General features: G+C 59.8%; 19 protein-coding genes. All 19 read left to right on the top strand.

Annotated features, from left to right (window positions below; all coding sequences use genetic code 11):
* The 19 genes from VB144_04230 (at position 1) to VB144_04140 (ending at position 20,060) form a co-directional block, all read left to right on the top strand.
* Complete coding sequence (locus VB144_04230; GenBank protein MEA4882866.1) at positions 1-459, top strand: divergent PAP2 family protein; 459 nt, start codon at positions 1-3, stop codon at positions 457-459.
* A 723-nt stretch (positions 460-1,182) separates the two neighbouring features.
* On the top strand, positions 1,183-1,788 hold the full coding sequence (locus VB144_04225) for a hypothetical protein (GenBank protein MEA4882865.1): 606 nt from the start codon (positions 1,183-1,185) through the stop codon (positions 1,786-1,788).
* A gap of 46 nt (positions 1,789-1,834) precedes the next feature.
* Positions 1,835-3,751, top strand: coding sequence for a 1-deoxy-D-xylulose-5-phosphate synthase (gene dxs, locus VB144_04220; GenBank protein MEA4882864.1), 1,917 nt, complete (start codon positions 1,835-1,837; stop codon positions 3,749-3,751).
* On the top strand, positions 3,735-4,655 hold the full coding sequence (locus tag VB144_04215) for a TlyA family RNA methyltransferase (GenBank protein MEA4882863.1): 921 nt from the start codon (positions 3,735-3,737) through the stop codon (positions 4,653-4,655). Before dxs ends, VB144_04215 begins: the two co-directional genes overlap by 17 nt.
* Positions 4,579-5,436 (top strand): NAD(+)/NADH kinase, encoded by an 858-nt coding sequence (locus tag VB144_04210; GenBank protein ID MEA4882862.1) that lies wholly within the window; start codon positions 4,579-4,581, stop codon positions 5,434-5,436. Before VB144_04215 ends, VB144_04210 begins: the two co-directional genes overlap by 77 nt.
* A 28-nt stretch (positions 5,437-5,464) precedes the next feature.
* The gene (argR, locus tag VB144_04205; protein ID MEA4882861.1) at positions 5,465-5,923 is read left to right on the top strand and encodes an arginine repressor; all 459 of its coding nucleotides are present in this window, start codon (positions 5,465-5,467) and stop codon (positions 5,921-5,923) included.
* A gap of 11 nt (positions 5,924-5,934) precedes the next feature.
* Positions 5,935-7,692 carry a DNA repair protein RecN gene (recN, locus tag VB144_04200; GenBank protein ID MEA4882860.1) on the top strand — a complete coding sequence of 586 codons (1,758 nt, stop codon included), beginning with the start codon at positions 5,935-5,937 and terminating at the stop codon, positions 7,690-7,692.
* A gap of 70 nt (positions 7,693-7,762) precedes the next feature.
* On the top strand, positions 7,763-8,074 hold the full coding sequence (locus VB144_04195) for a (2Fe-2S)-binding protein (protein ID MEA4882859.1): 312 nt from the start codon (positions 7,763-7,765) through the stop codon (positions 8,072-8,074).
* A gap of 32 nt (positions 8,075-8,106) precedes the next feature.
* Entirely contained in the window at positions 8,107-9,201 is a 1,095-nt protein-coding gene (locus tag VB144_04190; protein MEA4882858.1) for an FAD/NAD(P)-binding oxidoreductase, read from the top strand.
* Positions 9,198-9,503 (top strand): (2Fe-2S)-binding protein, encoded by a 306-nt coding sequence (locus tag VB144_04185; protein ID MEA4882857.1) that lies wholly within the window; start codon positions 9,198-9,200, stop codon positions 9,501-9,503. Before VB144_04190 ends, VB144_04185 begins: the two co-directional genes overlap by 4 nt.
* Complete coding sequence (locus tag VB144_04180) at positions 9,496-10,650, top strand: FAD-binding oxidoreductase (protein MEA4882856.1); 1,155 nt, start codon at positions 9,496-9,498, stop codon at positions 10,648-10,650. The genes VB144_04185 and VB144_04180 overlap by 8 nt, the downstream gene beginning before the upstream one ends.
* 221 nt (positions 10,651-10,871) lie before the next feature.
* Positions 10,872-11,492: a MotA/TolQ/ExbB proton channel family protein gene (locus VB144_04175; protein ID MEA4882855.1), complete on the top strand. Its 621-nt coding sequence runs from the start codon at positions 10,872-10,874 to the stop codon at positions 11,490-11,492.
* Positions 11,492-11,917 (top strand): biopolymer transporter ExbD, encoded by a 426-nt coding sequence (locus VB144_04170; GenBank protein ID MEA4882854.1) that lies wholly within the window; start codon positions 11,492-11,494, stop codon positions 11,915-11,917. The genes VB144_04175 and VB144_04170 overlap by 1 nt, the downstream gene beginning before the upstream one ends.
* Positions 11,914-12,888 (top strand): hypothetical protein, encoded by a 975-nt coding sequence (locus VB144_04165; protein MEA4882853.1) that lies wholly within the window; start codon positions 11,914-11,916, stop codon positions 12,886-12,888. Before VB144_04170 ends, VB144_04165 begins: the two co-directional genes overlap by 4 nt.
* A 23-nt stretch (positions 12,889-12,911) precedes the next feature.
* Complete coding sequence (locus tag VB144_04160) at positions 12,912-14,924, top strand: cohesin domain-containing protein (protein MEA4882852.1); 2,013 nt, start codon at positions 12,912-12,914, stop codon at positions 14,922-14,924.
* Between the two features lie 30 nt (positions 14,925-14,954).
* Positions 14,955-17,564, top strand: coding sequence for an S-layer homology domain-containing protein (locus VB144_04155; protein MEA4882851.1), 2,610 nt, complete (start codon positions 14,955-14,957; stop codon positions 17,562-17,564).
* 352 nt (positions 17,565-17,916) lie between these two features.
* On the top strand, positions 17,917-18,108 hold the full coding sequence (locus VB144_04150; GenBank protein ID MEA4882850.1) for a hypothetical protein: 192 nt from the start codon (positions 17,917-17,919) through the stop codon (positions 18,106-18,108).
* 76 nt (positions 18,109-18,184) lie between these two features.
* Positions 18,185-18,433, top strand: coding sequence for a hypothetical protein (locus VB144_04145; protein MEA4882849.1), 249 nt, complete (start codon positions 18,185-18,187; stop codon positions 18,431-18,433).
* A 1,219-nt stretch (positions 18,434-19,652) separates the two neighbouring features.
* Entirely contained in the window at positions 19,653-20,060 is a 408-nt protein-coding gene (locus tag VB144_04140) for a hypothetical protein (protein MEA4882848.1), read from the top strand.
* The last annotated feature ends 174 nt before the right edge of the window (positions 20,061-20,234 follow it).

Here is a 20,234-nt window from a genome sequence, read left to right as displayed (position 1 = left end):
GTGAGAGTGTTTTCGGTAACCACAGGAGTACTTGCCAACCGCCATCTATGGGCAGCTTTGGCCGCGTGGGCAATTGCACAAGCCCTGAAGGTGCTCACCAGCATCCGGCGGGGCCACAGGCTGGACTGGTCGAAGTTGGTGGGGCCTGGCGGAATGCCAAGCTCCCACTCGGCCTTTGTGACTGGCCTCGCCATAAGCATCGGCATAACTGAAGGCTGGAACTCGCCCGGGTTCGCAATGGCGCTCGTATTCGCCATGGTGGTGATGTACGATGCGGCGGGTGTGCGACGAGCAGCAGGCAAGCAGGCTAGGGTCCTAAACCAGCTGGTTGACGCCATGTTTGACGAGGGGCATGTACCCTTCGGCAAGCTGCGTGAGCTCCTAGGGCACACGCCTCTTGAGGTAGTTGCAGGCGCGATTCTGGGCGCCGTGACCGCCTGGTATCTGCTTGGGCGCTGATACACGGGCCACAGGATAACAGGCAGGCGCCAGGCCGCTCGGTAATTGAATAATGCCAGCTTCTGTGGTATGATCTTTTGTGAACTTGATAGGTGGCGCAGTATCCTAGTCGGAGTAGGCGTTCCTGAGGGCGGGGCTAAAACACCGCCGATGGGCACATCGATGAAGTCCCTTGTGCTGGCTTTCGACGCCCAGTTGGGGGCTGGTGCTGGGGGTTAAGGATGTAGGGCGATCCGCAATGGCATGCGGGCGTGGACCCTGCTTCCGTGGAGGCCCAAGTTCGTGGGTATACTACGGCTTGGGGGTAACCTGCATTCGGTACTGGCTGTTGGGGCCGATTTGTGTTGGGTGCAGCGTAGCCTGCCTTGAGTGGACGTGCAGGATGGTGGGTATCAGGTCCCTGTATCCCCGGCCAGGGAGACGGACCGTTTGCTGCCTGAAAGCCCGCCTGCAAAAGAGGCTAAGGAATTGCTCGGACCGCTGGGGAAAACCCCTAGGCTGTCTCAGATCAAGGACACCCTGAGGATTACAGTGTGCACTAAGTGGCGATCCAGTGGCTCTCTCGGCGACGAGGAGCGCCTGTCGTAAAGGGAAACCGCCCGCCGGCGACGGCAGGGTGTACAGACGGGAAAACCTACTGGACCTCAAGTCACAATATTTACTCAGGGTGTTGCCACCTATCAGCTATCATCTTTTCCGTTCCTTCAATGAGGTGACGATCACTTGTCACAAGGGTTTGGACGCATCCTAGCCGTCGGGCTGTGGACGTTCGTCCTGTCGGCGGCCATGAGTTCCGGATCCGGGGCGGTCGCCGAGTTCATGAGCCTCTGGTTTTCCGTCGGTGTTCTGATCGCTATCATTGGCGCGGGGATTCTCTTCGACATAGTCGGGACTGCCGCCACTGCCGCAAGTGAGGCCCCGATGAACGCCATGGCAGCGAACAGGGTGCACGGCGCCACGGAGGCTCTAGCGCTTGTACGAAACGCACCTGCGGTGGCGAGCTTCTGTAACGATTTCGTGGGCGACATATGTGGGACGGTGAGCGGCGCCGTTGGGGCCACCATCGTCCTTCGCTTCTCAGTGGCAGCTACTGGGGGAGCGGATATGCACACGCGCATCCTTGCGGCCAGAGTCCTGCCTACGCTGGCGGTGGCCATCATCTCCGCTCTCACGGTTGCAGGAAAGGCTGCGGGGAAGCGGTTTGCCATCGAATCGGCCGATGGGGTAATCCTGCAGGTTGGTCGGGTGGCGGCCACGTTCAACTCCATCATTGGTCGCGATGGGCGTGGCAAGAGCAAGAACAAGCGCCGACAGAAAAATGGGCACTAGCAGAAACCACGGGAACACGAGTACAGCGAGGAGCGATGCGCTGCCGATGAGCGGTATCCTTGAGCGCGTAGACGAGCCCGCGGATCTCAAAGGGCTCACCGATTTCGAGACCCGCCAGCTCGCCGCAGAGCTACGGGCGCACATGGTTGACACTCTGTCGAATACTGGGGGGCATCTCGCCCCGAGCCTTGGCGTTGTGGAACTCACTTTGGCGATACATATGGCGCTCGACGCCCCTCGCGACAAGATCATCTGGGATGTTGGGCACCAATCATATGTGCACAAGCTTCTCACCGGAAGGAGAGAAGCATTCTCTTCCATAAGGCAGGAGGGCGGGATCAGCGGCTTCCCAAGGCGTGACGAGAGCATCTACGATCCCTTCGGGACCGGCCATTCCAGCACATCCATATCCGCCGCCCTCGGAATGGCCATCGCACGGGACCTGGCAGGCGAGAACTACACTGTGCTGGCAGTGATCGGCGACGGCGCCCTGGGCGGAGGGATGGCCTTAGAGGCGATGAATCACGCCGGCCATGCCGGAACCGATCTGATTGTCGTCTTGAACGACAACGAAATGTCAATATCCAAAAGCGTAGGCGGTCTCGCCAGTTACCTGGGTTCACTGCGGGCTAACCCGAAGATCCGCAGGCTTAAATCAGGGCTTGAGCAGGCCCTGCTCAGCATCCCTTTGATAGGCCCGATTCTCAGCCGCTCAGCGCATGCGGTGAAACAGAGCGTCAAACAGCTTGTCTTGAGTGGCATGTTCTTCGAAGAGCTAGGCTTCATGTACATAGGACCGATAGACGGGCACAATGTGAAGGCAGTACGGCGTGCGATCGAAGATGCAAAGCAGGCGCGGGGTCCAGTCCTGATCCACGCCATTACCGTCAAAGGAAAGGGATACGCTCCGGCAGAGGCCAATCCATCAAGGTTTCATGGAACCGGGCCGTTCGTCGTGGCCACAGGTGAACAGCGCATCGAGCCAGTGCGGTCCTTCACATCTCACTTCGGAGAAGCCATGGTCCGCGCCGCAGATCGGGACCAGCGGATCATCGGCATAACTGCGGCCATGACCGATGGGACCGGCCTTCGAGATTTCGCCCGCACGTACCCCAAACGCTTTCACGATGTTGGAATAGCGGAGGAGCACGCAGTCACGTTCGCTGCGGGGCTGGCGGCATCCGGGCTGCGTCCGGTGGTTGCGATATACTCAACGTTTCTCCAACGGGCCTACGATCAGATAATCCACGACGTCGCTCTGCAGAAGCTCCCGGTCCTGTTCGCAGTGGACCGCGCGGGCGTAGTCGGCGAGGACGGCTACACGCACCAGGGCGCGTTCGATGTGGCCTTCCTGCGAAGCATCCCGGGGATGGTTGTGATGGCCCCAAAGGATGAGCAGGAGCTTGCTGCCATGCTCCACACAGGGCTTGCACTGCCGGGTCCCTGCGCCATCAGGTATCCGCGCTCTCCTGGCAGAGGGCTTGAAGTGAATTACCCTCTGTCGGCGATGGGCATAGGCAGGGCAGAGGTCCTTCGGGAAGGCGCCGATTGTGCAGTGTTTGCTCTCGGCCCGATGGTGTGGCAAGCTCTCGAGGCAAGCAGGATTCTATCGATGCACGGCGTAAACTGTGCAGTGGTGAATGCTCGGTTCGCAAAGCCAATCGATTCCGATATGCTTGTGAGATTCGCCAGGCTCACGCGGGCGATAATCACATGTGAGGACGGATGTGCGATGGGTGGTTACGGCTCCGGCGTACTTGAGGCCCTGGCGGCAGAGGATATCGCCGGCCTTCAGGTATCAACGATGGGGCTGCCTGATAGATTCGTGGAACACGGATCCCGGGATTCGATTCTTGCTTCTCTTGGCCTCGATGCACGTGGGATTGCCTCAGTGGCCGAGGCCATGGTGCAATCGAGGGCGGCCATGGCGGCCGCAGGTGGTTCATATGCCTCGCCAAAGTGACCGGCCTCACAAGGCCAAGCTTGAGCAGCTGATCATCGATAGAGGGCTCTCCGAGAGTCGTGAAGCAGGCAGGCGCGAGATTCTCGCTGGGAATGTGCGCGTTGATGGGCTTCGAGAAGACAAGCCCGGCGCCATGGTCAGGTGCGATGCGGAAATCATGATAGAAGGCGGTCCGAGGTATGCGTCCCGCGGAGGCGAGAAGCTGGCGCACGCTCTCGATGTCTTTCGTATCGATGTTGATGGAGTCACAGCAGTTGATGTCGGCGCATCGACCGGAGGATTCACCGATGTCCTTCTCAAACGTGGGGCCGCCCGCGTGTACTGCGTCGATGTGGGCTACGGTCAGCTTGCCTGGGAACTCAGGCAGGATCCCCGAGTAGTTGTGCTCGATAGGACGAACGGGCGCAGTCTGTCTCCCAGGATGTTCGATCCGAGGCCTGATTTCGCGACCGCAGACGTCTCTTTCATCTCGCTATCCAGGATACTTCCGGCTCTGTACCTGGTGACTGTGCCGGACTGCACGGCAGTGTGTCTGGTGAAGCCGCAATTCGAGGCTGGCCGGGAGCAGGTGGGCAAGCACGGGGTGGTGCGGTCTGCCCAGGTTCACGAGGAGGTTCTGAATGCGGTGTACGGGTACGCCGTGGAGGCGGGGTTCCATGTGATGGGATTCACAGCTTCGCCAATCAAGGGTCCTCAGGGCAACATCGAGTTCCTGATGCATCTGAGCAAGGGCAGCGCCAGGCGTGAAGAATCTGCGTTTCCAGCGTCGAAACCGGGGATCGGCGATGATTGTCGCTCGGTGGTTGCCGAATGCGTGGCCGTTGCCCATGAATCCCTCAACACGCGGGAAGGGAGGGATTGCGACGAACAAGGCCGGAATAGTGGTCCAAAGGACCAAGCCTGAAGCAACGAGGATTGCTGCCAAGGTAGAAGAGTGGATGAACCGGTCTGGAATCGACACGGTGACCGATTCAGGATGGGAAGGCCCTCTGCCTGATGGGATTGACTGTGTGATAGTGCTGGGCGGGGACGGCACGCTTCTTTCCGTCGCCCGCAGGGCAGCGGATCGTCGCATTCCCATACTCGGCGTGAACATGGGGAACCTTGGGTTTCTCACTGAGGTGGAGCCCGATAGCATCGAACCTGCATTGGAGGCGCTGGTCAGCGGCGACTACCGAGTCGAGGAAAGGATGATGGTAGAGGCTACTGTGATGCGCGCCGGGCGCGATATCGCGAGATTCACTGGGTTGAACGACATAGTCATCAGCAAGGGCGCCTTCTCTCGGATGGTCAAATTGGATATCTACGTAAACGACGAGTTCTTTGTCACTTTTCCGGCAGACGGGGTCATTGTGTCCAGCCCAACAGGCTCAACTGCGTATTCTCTTTCCGCGGGCGGTCCGCTTATCAACCCAAGCATCGATGTTCTCCTTGTAACACCCATATGCCCTCACACCCTGTTCTCGCGTTCGCTCGTTATCGCAGCCACCGATCAGGTTCGGGTCGTAGTGGAGCCGACGCATGACGAGGTGGCGGTCACTGTGGATGGGCAGGTGGGATTCAGGCTCGAGTCGGAAGACGAGATTGTTGTTGGAAGAGCGCCAGAGGTGACGCGTTTCATTAGGACTAGGGCCAAGAACTTCTACGGCATCTTGAGGGAACGGCTCAAACAGGACCGTCTCTAGGGTGCCCAGACAGCCGGGAGGGTCGTATGTGAAAGCAAGGCGACACCAGCGTATCCTTGACATCGTTCGAAATAGGGTCATCCAAACTCAAGAAGAACTCGCGGCTGAGCTGGCACAGGATGGCATAGCGGTGACCCAGGCCACGGTATCCAGGGATATTAAGGAACTCAGGCTCATCAAGGTCCCGGTGGGAAACGGCACCTATCGCTACTCGATCCCGGCTGAGCGAAACGTGGAGGACATCAACCGCAGGATCGAGCGGATGTTCCGCGATGTTGTAGTCAACATCGAGGACAGCCTCAATCTGGTCGTAGTGAAAACGGTGGAGGGCGCAGCTCAGGCTGTCGCTGCGATCATTGACGACTTGGAGTGGGCGCAGATAGTTGGCACCCTCGCAGGCGACGATACCATCATCCTGGTGATCAAACCGGTGGAGGCCGCGCCAGATATAATGTCGAGGCTCAACAGGTTCCGCAAGCAACCCTAGGGGGCGGCGCTATGCTGATCGAAATGGAAGTGGCAAACTACGCCCTCATCGACCGCATGCGGGTGAAGCTCGGGCATGGATTCAACGTGCTTACGGGTGAAACTGGCGCGGGCAAGTCACTGGTCATCGACTGTCTTGGCCTGGCTTTAGGTGGACGGGCCTCAGCCGATTCGGTGCGTGTAGGCGAGGAGTCGGCTACTGTGGAGGCGGTATTCGATGTATCTGGCCTCTCGGGCGTGGAGAATGCCCTTGCAGAGCAGGGCATAGAGCCTGAGCCGGATGGAACCATGGTTGTCTTCAGAGAGGTCTCACGGCAGGGCCGGTCAAGGTGTCGGGTGAATGGCAGAATTGTGACGCAAACTGCCCTCGCAGGTATCGGAGAGCAATTGGTCGACATTTACGGGCAGCAAGATTACCAATCCCTGGTTGTGCCCCGGCGCCACCGGGCGCTTCTCGATTCATTCGGAGGCGCCGAACTCCGGGAGGCACTGAGGCAATATCGGAGCCTCTACGATGAGTGGAGGGCGCGCGAGGGTGAACTCATGGCGCTTCGCGCTCTGGCGAGGGAGAGAGCGCAACGAGCCGACATCCTTTCGTTCCAGGCCGGAGAGATCGAGGCCGCAAGGCTACAGCCAGGCGAGGACTGTATCCTGGCCGCGGAGCGGACCGTTCTGGCCAACGCGGAGAAACTGCGCCAGGCTGTTGATCGCGCATATGAACTGGTGTATGAGTCCTCAAGCCCTGATTCGAACGCTGCCGCAGATATGCTGGGCGACGCACTCTCTGAACTGGACTACGCTGCCAGGATTGATCCTTCTCTCGCATCGGCCCGCGACGCCGTGGCCAACATGTGCGAACTGGCGGCAGATGCTGGCCGCGCCATGAGGTCCTATCGGGATTCGGTGGACTTCAGCCCTGATCGCCTGTGCGAAGTCGAGGAAAGGCTTGCAGCAATCGCCAGGCTGAAGAGGAAGTATGGCGACTCCCTCGCAGATGTTATGGAGTACGGCGCGTCGGCTCGCGCCGAGCTGGCCGGCATCTCCACTGCTGATGAGCGTGCCTTTGAACTGGAGGCGGCAGTCGAGGATATCGCGGTGAAGCTAGGCGTGGCCGCTGAGAAACTATCGCGCCTGAGGGCGACAGCGGCGGTGCAACTGGAGCGGGACGTCTCCCTTGAGCTTACGGGGCTTTCCATGCCCAGTGCGGTTTTCCGCGTGGCGATGCGTGGCAACAATGCCGGATCTCCACTGCTCCTGAATGGAGCGCAGTGCTGTGCAGGGCCTGACGGCATCGATGACGTGGAGTTCATGTTCTCAGCGAACCGTGGAGAGGATCCTAGGCCGCTCGCGAAGATTGCAAGCGGAGGGGAGATGTCCAGGGTGATGCTGGCCATAAAGTCGGTGCTGGCGGAGGCTGATGCCATGCCCACCATGGTCTTTGACGAGGTGGATCAGGGCATCGGAGGAGAGGCCTCCATGGCAGTTGCAGCTAGGCTTGCAGCCATAGGATCAGTCCGACAGGTGCTGGCAGTCACGCATCTGCCCCAGATTGCAGCAGTGGCGGGAATCCATTTCAAAGTGGAGAAGGCCGAGACAGGCGGACGGACCGAGGTCAGGCTGATGCAGCTCGACCCTGAAGAGCGAGTAGCTGAGACAGCCAGAATGCTTGGGGGTGAGAATCCATCAGACCTTACGCTGGCCCACGCTCGTGAGATGCTCACGCTCATTCCGCGATTGGAAGGACTTAATCGAGGTTTGTTGAAGTCATAAGTGGATTGCCATCTCGAACGGGGGAGGGAGGACTCAGGCCGCCGACCCCGGCGGTCTGTGGCCAAAGACAGTGCGAATTAAGGAACACCCAATACTCAGCTTTCCGCCAGGCGAGGAAGTGAGGTTCACTTTCGACGGAAAGGAGATGTCCGGAGCCGATGGAGAGCCTATAGCCGCCGCTCTCCACGCTGCCGGAGTGAGAGTCCTCCGCCGCAGTCCGGGTCTGGGACGTGCGAGGGGGTTCTTTTGTGCCATCGGGAACTGCTCGTCTTGCTTGATGACTGTGAATGGTGTGCCGAATGTTAGGGTGTGCACTGAGCCGTTGAGGGAAGGTATGGTGGTCGAGACACAAACGGGCCATGGCAAGCTGCCGGTCGATTAGGCAGTTGAACGGCTGGGAGGACGGTGACCTAGTTGAGAGAGTACGATATCGCCGTAGTAGGCGCTGGCCCAGCGGGGCTTGCAGCCGCGTTGGCCTGTGCCGACGCTGGTGCGAAAACGCTGGTGATCGACTCTAGCGACGTCCCTGGAGGTCAGCTGGTCAAGCAGACCCACAAGTTCTTCGGTTCGGAGAGGCAGTTCGCAGGAACGCGCGGGATTAGGATCCCTGGCATATTCGCCGATAAGCTCGCGCACCACCCGAACGTAGAGACCATGTGGGGCGCCAACGCCTCCGGCTACTACGACTCCGGTGTGCTCACTATCGAGAACGACAGGCAATTCGTGAAGGTGAAGCCGAAGCGGCTCATACTCGCCACTGGAGCAGCTGAGAAATCCCTGGCCTTCGAGAACAACGATATTCCAGGTGTGTACGGAGCAGGCGCAGTCCAGACCCTCATGAACGTATACGGCGTCGTCCCTGGGGATCGGGTGCTGATGATCGGCGCCGGCAACATCGGCCTGATCGTCAGTTACCAGCTGCTTCAGGCCCATGTGAATGTTGTGGCAGTGTTGGAAGCGGCGCCGTGTATCGGCGGATACCTGGTTCACGCGTCCAAGCTCAGAAGAGCCGGCGTGCCGATAATGACATCTCACACCGTGGTCAAAGCGCTAGGCGATGATTGCGTGCGCGGCGCTGTCACGGTGGAGCTCGATAGCCGTTGGCTGCCCGTGCCAGGCGCCGAACGTGAGGTCAAGTGCGATGTGATATGTCTCGCTGTCGGCCTCACTCCCTTGGTGGATCTTCTGTGGCAAACCGACTGCCAGATGAGGTACGTCCCAGTTCTGGGCGGCCACGTTCCTGTTCGCGACGGGAATATGCGCACATCAAACCCAGCGGTGTACGTGGCAGGGGACGCGGGCGGGGTGGAGGAAGCAAGCTCTGCGATGATCAGTGGAGAGATCGCGGGAATATGTGCGGCCAAATCCCTTGGCTTCGAGCGCTCCGGCAGCGTCGAACGCCTCGCGCAGCTGAAAGCGGACCTTGCAGCGATACGCTCCGGCCCCACGGGGCAGAAGATATGCGACGGCGTTAGCTGCGCCACGGTATGCGAGGGGGGCTGGCAATGAGCGAGGCGCCGAACCGGGCGGATGAGAACACCATTATATGCCGTTGTGAGGACATTACGCTGGCGGAGATTCGCCGCCTGATCGCTCAGGGGTATCATAGCATTGATGAGATTAAGCGGGTCTCCCGCGCTGGAATGGGCCAGTGCCAGGGCAGGACCTGTAGGCAGCTGATTGCGAGGGAACTCGCGAATGCTCTAGGAGTGAAAATCGAAGATGTTGAGATGCCCACGTTCAGGCCGCCGTCAAGGCCGGTCATGATATCGACTATCGCCAAGGGAGAGGAAGGCGAAGGCGATGAGTAGGAACAGCGCTGATGTTGTAGTGATCGGCGCCGGCGTGGTAGGCGCCTCAGTCGCCTTCGAGCTCGCCCGTGCGGGCTGCAAGAACGTGGTCCTGATCGAGAAGGCGACTCCCGCCGCAGGATCCACCGGAAGGTGCGGAGCGGGAGTGAGGCAGCAGTTCGGGACCAGGCACAACTGCATCCTGGCCCGGGAGGCTGTTCGGATCTTCGAGAAGATGGACGAGTATCTCGATTACCGGCCGGGTGTGGAGTTCCGGCAGAGCGGTTACCTCATGGTCGCATACTCCGACCACGAGTGGAACCAGTTCAAGAAGAACGTCGAGCTTGAACGGAGCCTCGACATCGATGTGAAAACGCTGACACCCGAAGAGGCCAGGGGCATCGTGCCTTTTCTATCCCTCGACAGGCTTGTTGGGGCTACGTTCTGTCAGGAAGACGGGCATGCGAACCCATTTCATACCACATTCGCCTACGTGCAGGCGGCTCGCCGCCTTGGCGTTGAGGTTCAGACCCACACCAGTGTGATCGGCATAGAGACATCAAGTGATAGGATTCAGGCGGTGGTCACCGACAAGGGCAGGATCAGCACCAATACGGTCGTGAACTGCGCCGGAGCTCGATCCGGCGAGATTGCGTCCATGGCGGGCATCGACCTTCCCGTGTATGGCGAACGCCATCAGATCCTTATCACCGAGCCTGTGAATGCATGCATGGGTCCGATGGTGATCTCATTCCATCACGACTTCTACTGCCAGCAAACACCTCACGGCAGCTTCATTATGGGAGTTGGGATGCCAGGTGAGCCGAAGAGCTTCAATATCCGCTCTTCTGTGGAATTCCTGGATGAGATGGCCCGGAAGCTCGTGACGATTCTGCCGCCCCTCGCCGAACTCCGCGTGGTGCGGCAGTGGGCCGGGCTGTATGATCGGTCTCCCGATGCCCAGCCGATCCTAGGAGAGTGCCCCCCGGTTCACGGCTTCTACAATGCGAATGGCTTCTCGGGCCACGGCTTCATGCTTGCTCCCATCGTTGGGGTGCTCCTTTCAGAGCTTATACTTACGGGGAAGACGTCGATCCCCATCAGCATGCTCGATGCCGGCAGATTTGCAAGAGGAGAACTGGTCTTGGAGCCAACCGTGGTCGGATAGCCCGGCCGCGGGAACGTTTAGCAGCGCCTAGGCATTCAATGATCCGTCTATTCATGCACGCGCGGGTGGGTCAGGCAAGGCTCGCCCGCGCTGGTTTTTTGCCGGATCCAACGGGATCTGCTCGGATAATCTAGAGGAATTCCGGCAGATGACGTAGAAGAATGGACAACTGTCCGTAATGCCCCGCAGGTGTATATGCAGGTGAAGGAGGATCCGCTCGCATGCTCAAGTACATATCGATGGGTGGACCGGTCATGTACCCGATCATCCTCTGCTCTGTGATCGGTCTGGCCGTCTCCATCGACAAGCTTATTCAGCTCGTGTTCATACCAGCCAATTCAGAAACCCTGATGCGCACCGTCAAGGCGCACCTATCGCAGGGGCAGGCCGTTGAGGCGATGCAGGCGGCCAAGGCCGCCAGAGGCCCAGTGGCAGCTCTGGCCCGCACGGCAATAGCCGCGTACGGCAAGCCGAGGCAGTACATCAAGGACTCTCTGGAGCTTACTGGCAGAGAGGAGATCTCCGCGATGGAGCGGAGAATGAGCATCCTCGATGGGCTTGTCACTTTGGCGCCTCTTCTAGGACTTCTCGGCACTGTAACCGGGCTAATAAGGAGCTTCCAGGTTCTCTCCGCTTTTGCGAACCTCACGACACCTGCCCAGCTATCAGGGGGAATCGGAGAGGCGATGATAACTACCGCGGCTGGCCTGATCGTTGCGGCCCCGCTCATGGCGATGTACACGTGGCTCTCAATTAGGATTGATGATCGAATCCTCGACATGGAGAGGCGCGTGGTCGAGCTCATCTCGATCACCGCCGGGCCGGACGGGGGGGCCAACTGATGTTCGAGAACAGCCGCAGGGGGCGCCGTCTGCGGGTCGAGATCCTGCCGATGATCGACATCATGTTCTACTTGGTCCTGTTCTTCATGGTGTTTGGCACATTCCGGACTGAGACCGCCGGAATGCCACTCGAGCTCCCCAGAGCCGCCACTGCAAAGGATCTGAGAGAGCAGCACCTAGTGGTCGGGGTTGATGCCGAGGGGCGCATCTACTTCGACGATCGCATCTTGTCAGACGAGGATCTGACGCGGATCCTGGTTCCCCGGCTGAGGGCGGAAGCTGATCGGCTTGTGATCGTCAAAGCGGACAAATCCGTCAGATACGAACGGCTCATTCAGACCATCGATGCCATTCGAAAGGCGGGAGGCGCCCACCTTGCGCTTGCTGTGGAGCGCGCACCGCAGGCTGGCGGTGGTGGACAATGAGAGATGGCCGAGAGGGACGCGGGAACCTCGGAAGCCTGCTCATATCGGTTGCAGTCCATCTCGCAATACTGATTCTCATACCGTACACTGAACCCCCGGTGATCGATTACATCCCGCTGGACGTGCCCGGTGTGGTGGAGATAGCGACCATTGAAGGCAAGCCGGCCGTTGCCGCAGTGCCTGACGGCGTGGACGTCCGCGAACTGCCCGCTGAGAAGCTTGGCCCGAAGGCAACTGCGCCGCGAACGGCGCCAGACCCGAAATCGGAACCAGCGAAACCCGTGCAAGCAAAGGCCGCAGAGCCTAAGAAGCCTTCTGCCGAGCCTTCTCTGGAAACATCGGAGCCGAGGCAGGCAACGCCGCCTCCCGACCGCACCCCTGAGCCGACACCGCAGATCCCAGACGTGCTCACAGGCGCATCGAGCAACTACGTGGCGCCTCCTCCCACTCCTCCTGAGGCGAAGATGGCAGCTAAGCCGGGACCGGAACCGCGGCCGAGCACAGATGTGACGACTGTGCCCAAGGCCCCAGAGGGGTCAGACAAGTCGGGAGACGCGCCAGGGTCAGGAACCGCGAAGGTGGATGCTGCAGTTCATCCTGCTCCCCCTTCGCCAGATTACCCTGCGGGCGATGCTACGGGCGCCGCGATGATCATTTCCACTGGCGGGCCGCAGGATCACGGGGTGTGGATACCAAAGAGTGTGGCTAACATCAGGGGTCAGGGCGAGGCAGTAGTGCGAATTCGGGTGAAAGCCGACGGTTCGGTTGATCAGGTCGTATTCCTGAAGCGTCCATCGAATTCGGAAATGGAGTCGTACATCCTGAAGGCCGTGAACAGCTGGTCATTCAGGGAGGACAATACGCCCGGGAGAGCAGACGCCTACTACTTAGACGTGCGTGTCGGCTATGATGGCTGGACCGGAGACGTGATGGTGAAGAGCGAACGCGCTTCTTATCAGCCCCAGGGTTGATGTGTGGGGAGGTGCCTGCGACAATGCGGTTATCCTGGAGAACATGGCTGGCGGCGACGTTCACTGCGCTGGCCATGGTGTTTCTCTCTCTATCGTGTAGCCACTGTGCGGCGGCAAGCGAAGCTCCTGCCGCTCCAATTGCAGTGCAGAACCAGTTCATCAAGATAATCGTGAACTCCGGCCCAAACGAGGCGGGCAGATTCGGGGTGGAGACGACAGGCGGAGACCCGCGGAACTCTGGCGACGATGGGCTGCCGCTCATATATGGCAGACCGACGCCATGGACTTCGTACACCACCGTGAAGATCGATGATACGGATTGGGTGTTCGGCGGCAAGACCACCCGCAGGGCCGGCAGGGCCGGTAGGTATGGAGAGGCGGTGGAGGCTCCGAAGGCCTCAGGCGACAAGATCGTTTGCTCCTATCGGCTAGGAGACATCCTGGTCACCCAGGAATTGTCCTTCGTCAAGAGCCCCACGACAAGGTATGCCGACACCGCCCGTGTCCACTACACGGTCGAGAATGTGGGGAACATGACCCGCAGCGTCGGACTGCGCGTGCTCCTCGACACCATGCTTGGGGCGAATGACGGTGCGCCGCTTCGTGCAGGAGAATCGGCGATCATCACCGACACCATCCTGTCTGGATCCGAGATCCCCGATTACTGGCAGGCCTTTGATTCCATTGTGGACCCCTCCATCACGTCACAGGCGACGATGATAGGCGGGGAGCTCACACCGCCTTCGAGGGTGTCCTTCTCGAACTGGGGCAACTACGCTGACAGGCTGTGGGATGCTCAGATGGAAGCGGGGAAGCCCTTCAAGCGAGAACTCGAGGCCGACCTGGATTCCGCAGCCGCGATGTACTGGGATCCGGCGTTCCTGGCGCCAGGTGAGGTGCGCCATTACGTTACATACTACGGATTGGGCGCCATTACGCTCGCCCCGGGCAGGCTGGCTCTTGGGCTCACCTCCCCTGCAGAAGTGGGGCTTGCGCCCTCGGGGGTAGGTTCATTCCTCGCTGTCGCATACATCCACAATACTGGAGAAGGGCCTGCTCACGACGTAGAGACGAGCATTGTGCTCCCTCTCGGGTTCACTCTGGCCGAAGGGCAGAAGCAGTCGCGAACCATTGGCGACATGGAGCCCGGGCAGGTATCACAGGCAGCGTGGCAGGTTGTAGCCGATTGGGGCGGCGTAGGCCGATCATCTCTGGTGGTGCAGGTGTCTGCGAGCAACGCCGACTCCAACCGTGCATCCAGAGAGATCGAAGTGGTTGGGCCGCCGAGCCTGCTCGCCTACATGATCCCCCAGGATCCCCTCCGCGTGCAGGGGGAGAGGCGTTTCCCCTGGCCGGTCCGAGCGCGACTGCACGTGGAGAACACCGGCGGATCCACTGCCTACTGGGTACGGGTCATTATGGACTCAATAGGTGGTTTCTCACTCGGCAATGGCGACTCCAGAGAACTCCTCATAGGGCACATCGAGGCGAGAGAGAGTGAGGAGGTAACGTGGACGCTCTCAGGCGAACCCGCACCGGGTACGCACACGATCAGCGCGACAGCGAAGGCGCCGGGCTTGAAGGACTCGACAGGCAGCATCCGCCTGCAAGTTCCAGAGCTTCTCCCGAAGATCTGGCTTGCCCCGACTCCATCGCAGGCAGCGGCTGGGAGTGTGGTCACGGTGGAGGTGATGGTCACTAACCTCCCGGATCTTCAGTCAATCAGCTTCGATCTGCGATACGACCCGAAGCTTCTGGATATCGCAATGGTGTCTGCCGGGTCGCTGTTCGTTGACGGCAATGAGGTGCGAGGCTTCTCCGAAGGCGAACCGTGGAGCACGCCGGGGCTGGTGAGCGATGTTGGAGGAACGCTGTCGGCGCCGATGAACGCATGGGGAAGCGCCGCTAGGGTTTACTTCATTGCTAAGGGATTCGGAAACGCAGTCCTCGTGGTGGAGAATGTGGTTGTGAGCAGCAGTTCGGGCGCACAGATGAAGCTTGTCCCAGACCCTTGCGTGGTGCAGGTGTCACGTTAGCATATGAAACGGTTCTTAGGAGGGGTATCCATGAGAGCGGTCCCAAAGCGGCTGTGCACGGCGGCAATAAGCGTGGTGCTGATCCTTGCCGTGGCGGCGTCGGCCGCGTTCGCGGCGCCTGCGGTTGCGCCCACCGACGTGCCAAAGGATCACTGGGCATATGACGCAGTCACAATGCTTGTTAACAAGGGCTACATGGGAGTGTACGAGTCCGGCCAGTTTAGAGGAGAGGATCCCGTAAGCAGGTACCTTCTTGCCTTCGTAGTTGCGCGGTTCCTTCGAGATGCGGAGACCGGACGCACCTCTCTTTCAGATCAGGACATGGAGATCGTTCGGCAGGTATCGACGAATCTCCGCGACGAGCTTTCGGTGATGCAGGCGCGGCTAGCTGAGATAGAGAAGGCAGCCTCCGACGCGAAGAGCGGCATTGCCATCACCAATGACAGCCTCGCCAGGGTGGCGCGGCAGTACGCCGAGATATCGGTGAAACTGGAAGATCAGCGAAAGCAGCTGTCCCTGGAGATCGTGAAGACTGCGGACCTGGCTGACCAGCGGCTCGCTGCTGCTATTGCAGACGCCAAGGCTGAAGCTCAGGATAGGCTGAAACTTGATTCGCGGGTCACGGCTGAACTGACGAACATGACGAAGTCGGTTGTAGCCAACAAATCCCAGATCGATGCGGCTGCAGCCCAGATCGCTTCCACCCAGGCCCGTCAGGAGTCTCTCTCTCTCTCTCTGGATGGGGCACTGAAGTCCATCGAAGCCATGCGGGCTTGGGCTGCGGCGGCCATGCAGGAGGAAACCAGGGCAAGAGGGGATGCAGATGCGGCTCTCGACGCTGCCTTCCTGGCCAGGCTGGCTACAGAACGTGCGGAATGTACGAAAGACATTGATCAACTCAGAGGGCAGCTCTCAGCGACTAAGGCCGAGCTGTCTTCCACCATAGCCTCAGCACAGGCTGGGGCTGAAGCCGGCCTGAACGATGAAGCTCGTGCCCGCGCATCGGGAGACGAGAAGCTCTCGCTGGACCTAGGCGGGCTCCGCCTCGCCCTGATGGCCAAGGATGATGAGCTCGCCAAGGGGCTCAGTCTATCGATGAGCGCCATGACGAAGGAACTCGATGATCGCGACGCGGCGCTATCCGCCGCGATTTCGAAAGCAGTCGCCGATTACACCACCGCGCTCGGAGCTGAGCGCAGGGCGCGTGAGGATGCACTGGCACAATGGGCGTCGAGCTTCAGTCGGGGGCAGGAAGAGCTGAAGAGCTCAACCGCTGCATCGCTTTCAGCGGCGATCGACTCAGAGAGAACCGAGCGCGGCGTGGCGGATGACAGGCTCTCGCTGTCTCTCTCGGGATTCCGGGCCGAGTATGACGCCTACGTGAAGGCAGCAGCCGATGCCTCTGCCGCGCTAGCAGGGCAGCTCGATGCGGAGAAGCTCGCGCGTGAAGCAGGCGATGAGCTCCTTGGTAAGGCCGTTGCCGACGCGATGGCCGCGGTAAGCTCGGAGCAGCAGGCCCGTGCCAAGGAGGATGGAGCATTGGCTTCGAAGATTGGCGCCGAAATCGCTGCTCTAGGCCTCAGTTTGGACAGCAAATACGAAGCCCTCGCGAAGCGGGATGGGGAGCTGTACGAGGCGATCACCGCCTCCACAGGGGATCTGTCTGCGAAGATCGCAGATTCCACCAACGCGGAGCGCCAGGCGAGAGAAGCCGGAGACGCAAGGCTAGCCTCGGAGGCAGCTTCCATGGCCAGTGCACTTCGGGCCGAGATGGGCGCAGTTGCTTCTGAAGGATCGAAGGCCCTTGCAGCCACATCCGATTCTCTGGCGTCAAGGATCGGCCTTGAGGAGCAGGCGCGCCTCGATGAGATGAAGAAGCTGCGCGAGGATTTGGCTTCTGCAGGAACCAAGATGGCAGACCTCGACCAGAAGGCGGCGCTGGCAGATGCTGCAATCATCTCCACGCTGCAGGCGGAGAGCGTGCGCATCGATGCGGTTAACGCCGACCTCGTCTCCATTCGCAAGAGCATCGAGGACCTTCGCGCCTACACGGCTCGCGTGGAAGCGGACCTGGCAGCTATGTCGGACAGGACTAGCAAGGATTACTCTGAGCAGCGTGCAGCGCTGTCGGAGCTGTCCGCGTCCCTAGACCAGACCGCCAAGTCCATCACCGATAGGATCGTGAAGAACGAAGCGGAGGCATTGAAGACCAGCGCCAAGGTGATCGAGAACGCAATGCTGATCCGCGACGCAGCTGATCTCCTTGGGAAGACCCGCGATTCGCTTAACCGCACATCACTCTCGCTTTCCGAGGCGCAGGCATCGATTCAGAGCATCAACACCAGAATAGCCTCCATCGATGAGCGCCTCGCTAGCATGGAACGGATGATGCAAGGCAGTGTGGACGAACTGAAGAAGAGGTTCGCCGATGACCTTGTGGCCGAGAGATGGGAAGCAGAGGCACGTGAGATCAAGCTGCAATCCCGTATCGAAGAGCTGGAAGGTCGAGTAGGCAGGCTTGAGGGGCTGAAGGCCGAAGCGGACGCCGCCGCTGCTAAGGGCGGTTCAGCAGGGCTCTGGATCGGATTGGCCGCTGCTGCTGCGCTGATCGCAGTGCTGATCGGCTCGGGATCCAAGTAGCGCAGCCGCGTTGCGCTGGCTCTTACCCAATCGAGATTCTTCCAGTGCAAACGGAGTATCGCGTAGATAGCTGGAACGCCGGGGTCCCCTTGGGGCCCCGGCGTTCTTCTCAACGGGTCCAGCTCGTCCACGCTGGCCCGCCTGTTACGCTGTGGCCAACATGAAGGAATCCACAGGCGAAAGGTCAAATCATCATCCTAAATTCAGAATTTGGCCACTATCGCAATAGTCCATGCCCTCCATCGTTCCATTACTCGCTCACCAAGTGGCTTATCCGAGGGAGACTACATGTTCATTTGCGCCAAGTCCATCTCCTCAGCATCAAGGCGGACAGGCTCCGGAGCGGACTAGGGTGTATCATGATCTGCTGCGCCAGGTCGAGACCATCGATGAGCTAGGCCACCGGGCCATCGAGACCTACGACGGGCTCGGACGATTCGTCCTCGCGGAATGGAAGGATGCCGCCAACGATTCGCATATCCTTGCACACACCCGGTACGACTCGCTGGGCGGACGCAGCTTCTGGCGTCATAATAGTCGATGATCCGATTGGTCCAATACCCGTGGATCCACAGACGCCGCCTCCGCCACCCCCACCTCCGCCAGTGCTGGAGTAGGATATGACCGTCACGTGTTATCTCGTGCTGAACGGGAAGTACATGGCCAAGGTGGTGCGGCAGGGGTCGGATCCTGCTCGGACCTACTTCCTACATACGGATGCGGTGGGCTCGGTGAGGACCATCACGGACGCCGCGGGGCAGCTTGCAGCGAGGTTTGAGTATGAGCCGTTCGGGATTGCGACCGTGGCAAACAGCGCTTTCGGGGATCGATGCTCCGGTCCTTTTTTACTATCTCCACCGCCTCATTGAGTATGTCTAGTTCCAGCTGCCTTCGATATATCTGTTTATCTAGGGATTCGATTTCTGCTAACAGAGCATCCCGATCTTTGGGCATCGTTCGTTCAGGCGATTCTCCCATGCCCCCTCCGTCCTTCTCTCCGAGTAGTTCCGTCTTCCATTTGTATAGGCTGTTCCTACTGGCACCAAGCTGTTCAGCAACGGAGGCGGCGGCTCCTTCCCTGGCGCACAGTTCAATCACTGCGCTTCTCTTCTGCTCTTTGGAAAAATGCACCCCAGCACTACGCCGTATTCTGATCTTTCGTTTCCCGGGGGCCAGTTGATCAATCCACCCCCTCAGCGTCGCTCTAGATGGATACCCTACGGTCCTAACCGTTCGGCTGATGCTGCGTCCGTGATCCAGATAGTAGTCCACAGCAGCTTGCATCTGTTCAGGGGTGTGCCGGGGTTGTCTCGAGTACTGCCCGCGCAATTCGCCTGTCTCCTGGTACTCCTTGTACCATCGCACTAGCATTCTGCGATTTGGGTATCCTAGCTCCCGGACAGTATCAGCAGCGCTGAAGTCATACTTGATGTAGAGTCTCACTGCTTTCATCCGATCCTCATACAAATGCATGGACTACCTCCTGACCGTTAAGTCCAGGATTTCGTCCGCACCCCCACTATGCACTTTCCACTTGCCGAACAGACCCGAAGGGGGGGGTGAACCTTAAGTGATTCATCCTTATAGTCCGCCTGCGCTTGTACGGGCGGGCGATCGCGGGGGATGAGGGCGGGATTCTCATTTTTGGGTAAATCGGAGATGCAGATTCTCATTCGTGAGGATTTTCCATCGGGCTGTGCTCAAAAATGAGAAACTCGCCCCGGTACCGGGGCGCGCGCCATCGCCGCGCTGCAATGGATCGCTGGCGGATCGCCGGCGCTAAGAAGCCCGCGGTGGGCACAACGCGCGTAGCTGGATCTTAAAGAATGGCGGCGCCGTTGCGCCGCCTACCGCCTATGCTCCTGTGGTTCGCCTGCGCTTGTACGGGCGGGCGATCGCGGGGGATGAGGGCGGGATTCTCATTTTTGGGTAAATCGGAGATGCAGATTCTCATCCGTGAGGATTTTCCATCGGGCTGTGCTCAAAAATGAGAAACTCGCCCCGACACCGGGGCGCGCGCCATCGCCGCGCCACTGAATGCTGCAATGGATCGCTGGCGGATCGCTGGCGGATCGCCGAAGAAAGATCGTGGCCGCAGAAGGCGGCACGGTCGCCATCGTCCTGCAAATCGGAAACGACATCGTGTGCGAGGTTAGCACACCCGAGAGTGGACCGGCGACGACCGCATGCTATCTTGCCTTAGCGCGGACCCAGCGCGGTCCACTTGCCAGGGTCGACATCAGGGCAGCATGGGGCGACACCCTTGTCGAGCAATACTCCATCAGACCCCTTGGGACGTGGGGGCCGTTATGCCCCGAATCCCAGGCCGGACCAATGGCAGTTGATATTTGGATTCACCAGATAAGTGCGTCAAAGCGGGGGCAAGACAAGGCCAAAGAGGTGTGTCGTCTCGCCAGCATGGACGGAACGGCAGTAGACAGCACAGGCTTCGGGCACGCACGTGGAAGCAATGGAAGCGCGTACGAACTCAAATAGAGGTAGGGGGCGGACGAACCGCCCCCTACTCGATAGGTGCGCCCGGCATGATCGTTGTCTGAGGGGTGAAAGTCCCCGATGGTGAAGGCAGCAGTAGCCATAGCTTAAGGCAAGGGTGTCCGCCGCGAGGCGGAATCTGAAGGAAGCCGACGGCAAACCTCCGGCCCGACGAAC

Source organism: Clostridia bacterium, from assembly GCA_034926675.1.
GTDB lineage: Bacteria > Bacillota > DTU025 > DTU025 > DTU025 > JAYFQW01.
The sequence above is the reverse complement of the archived record's forward strand: the minus strand, read 5'-3'. Positions and strand labels throughout refer to the sequence as shown.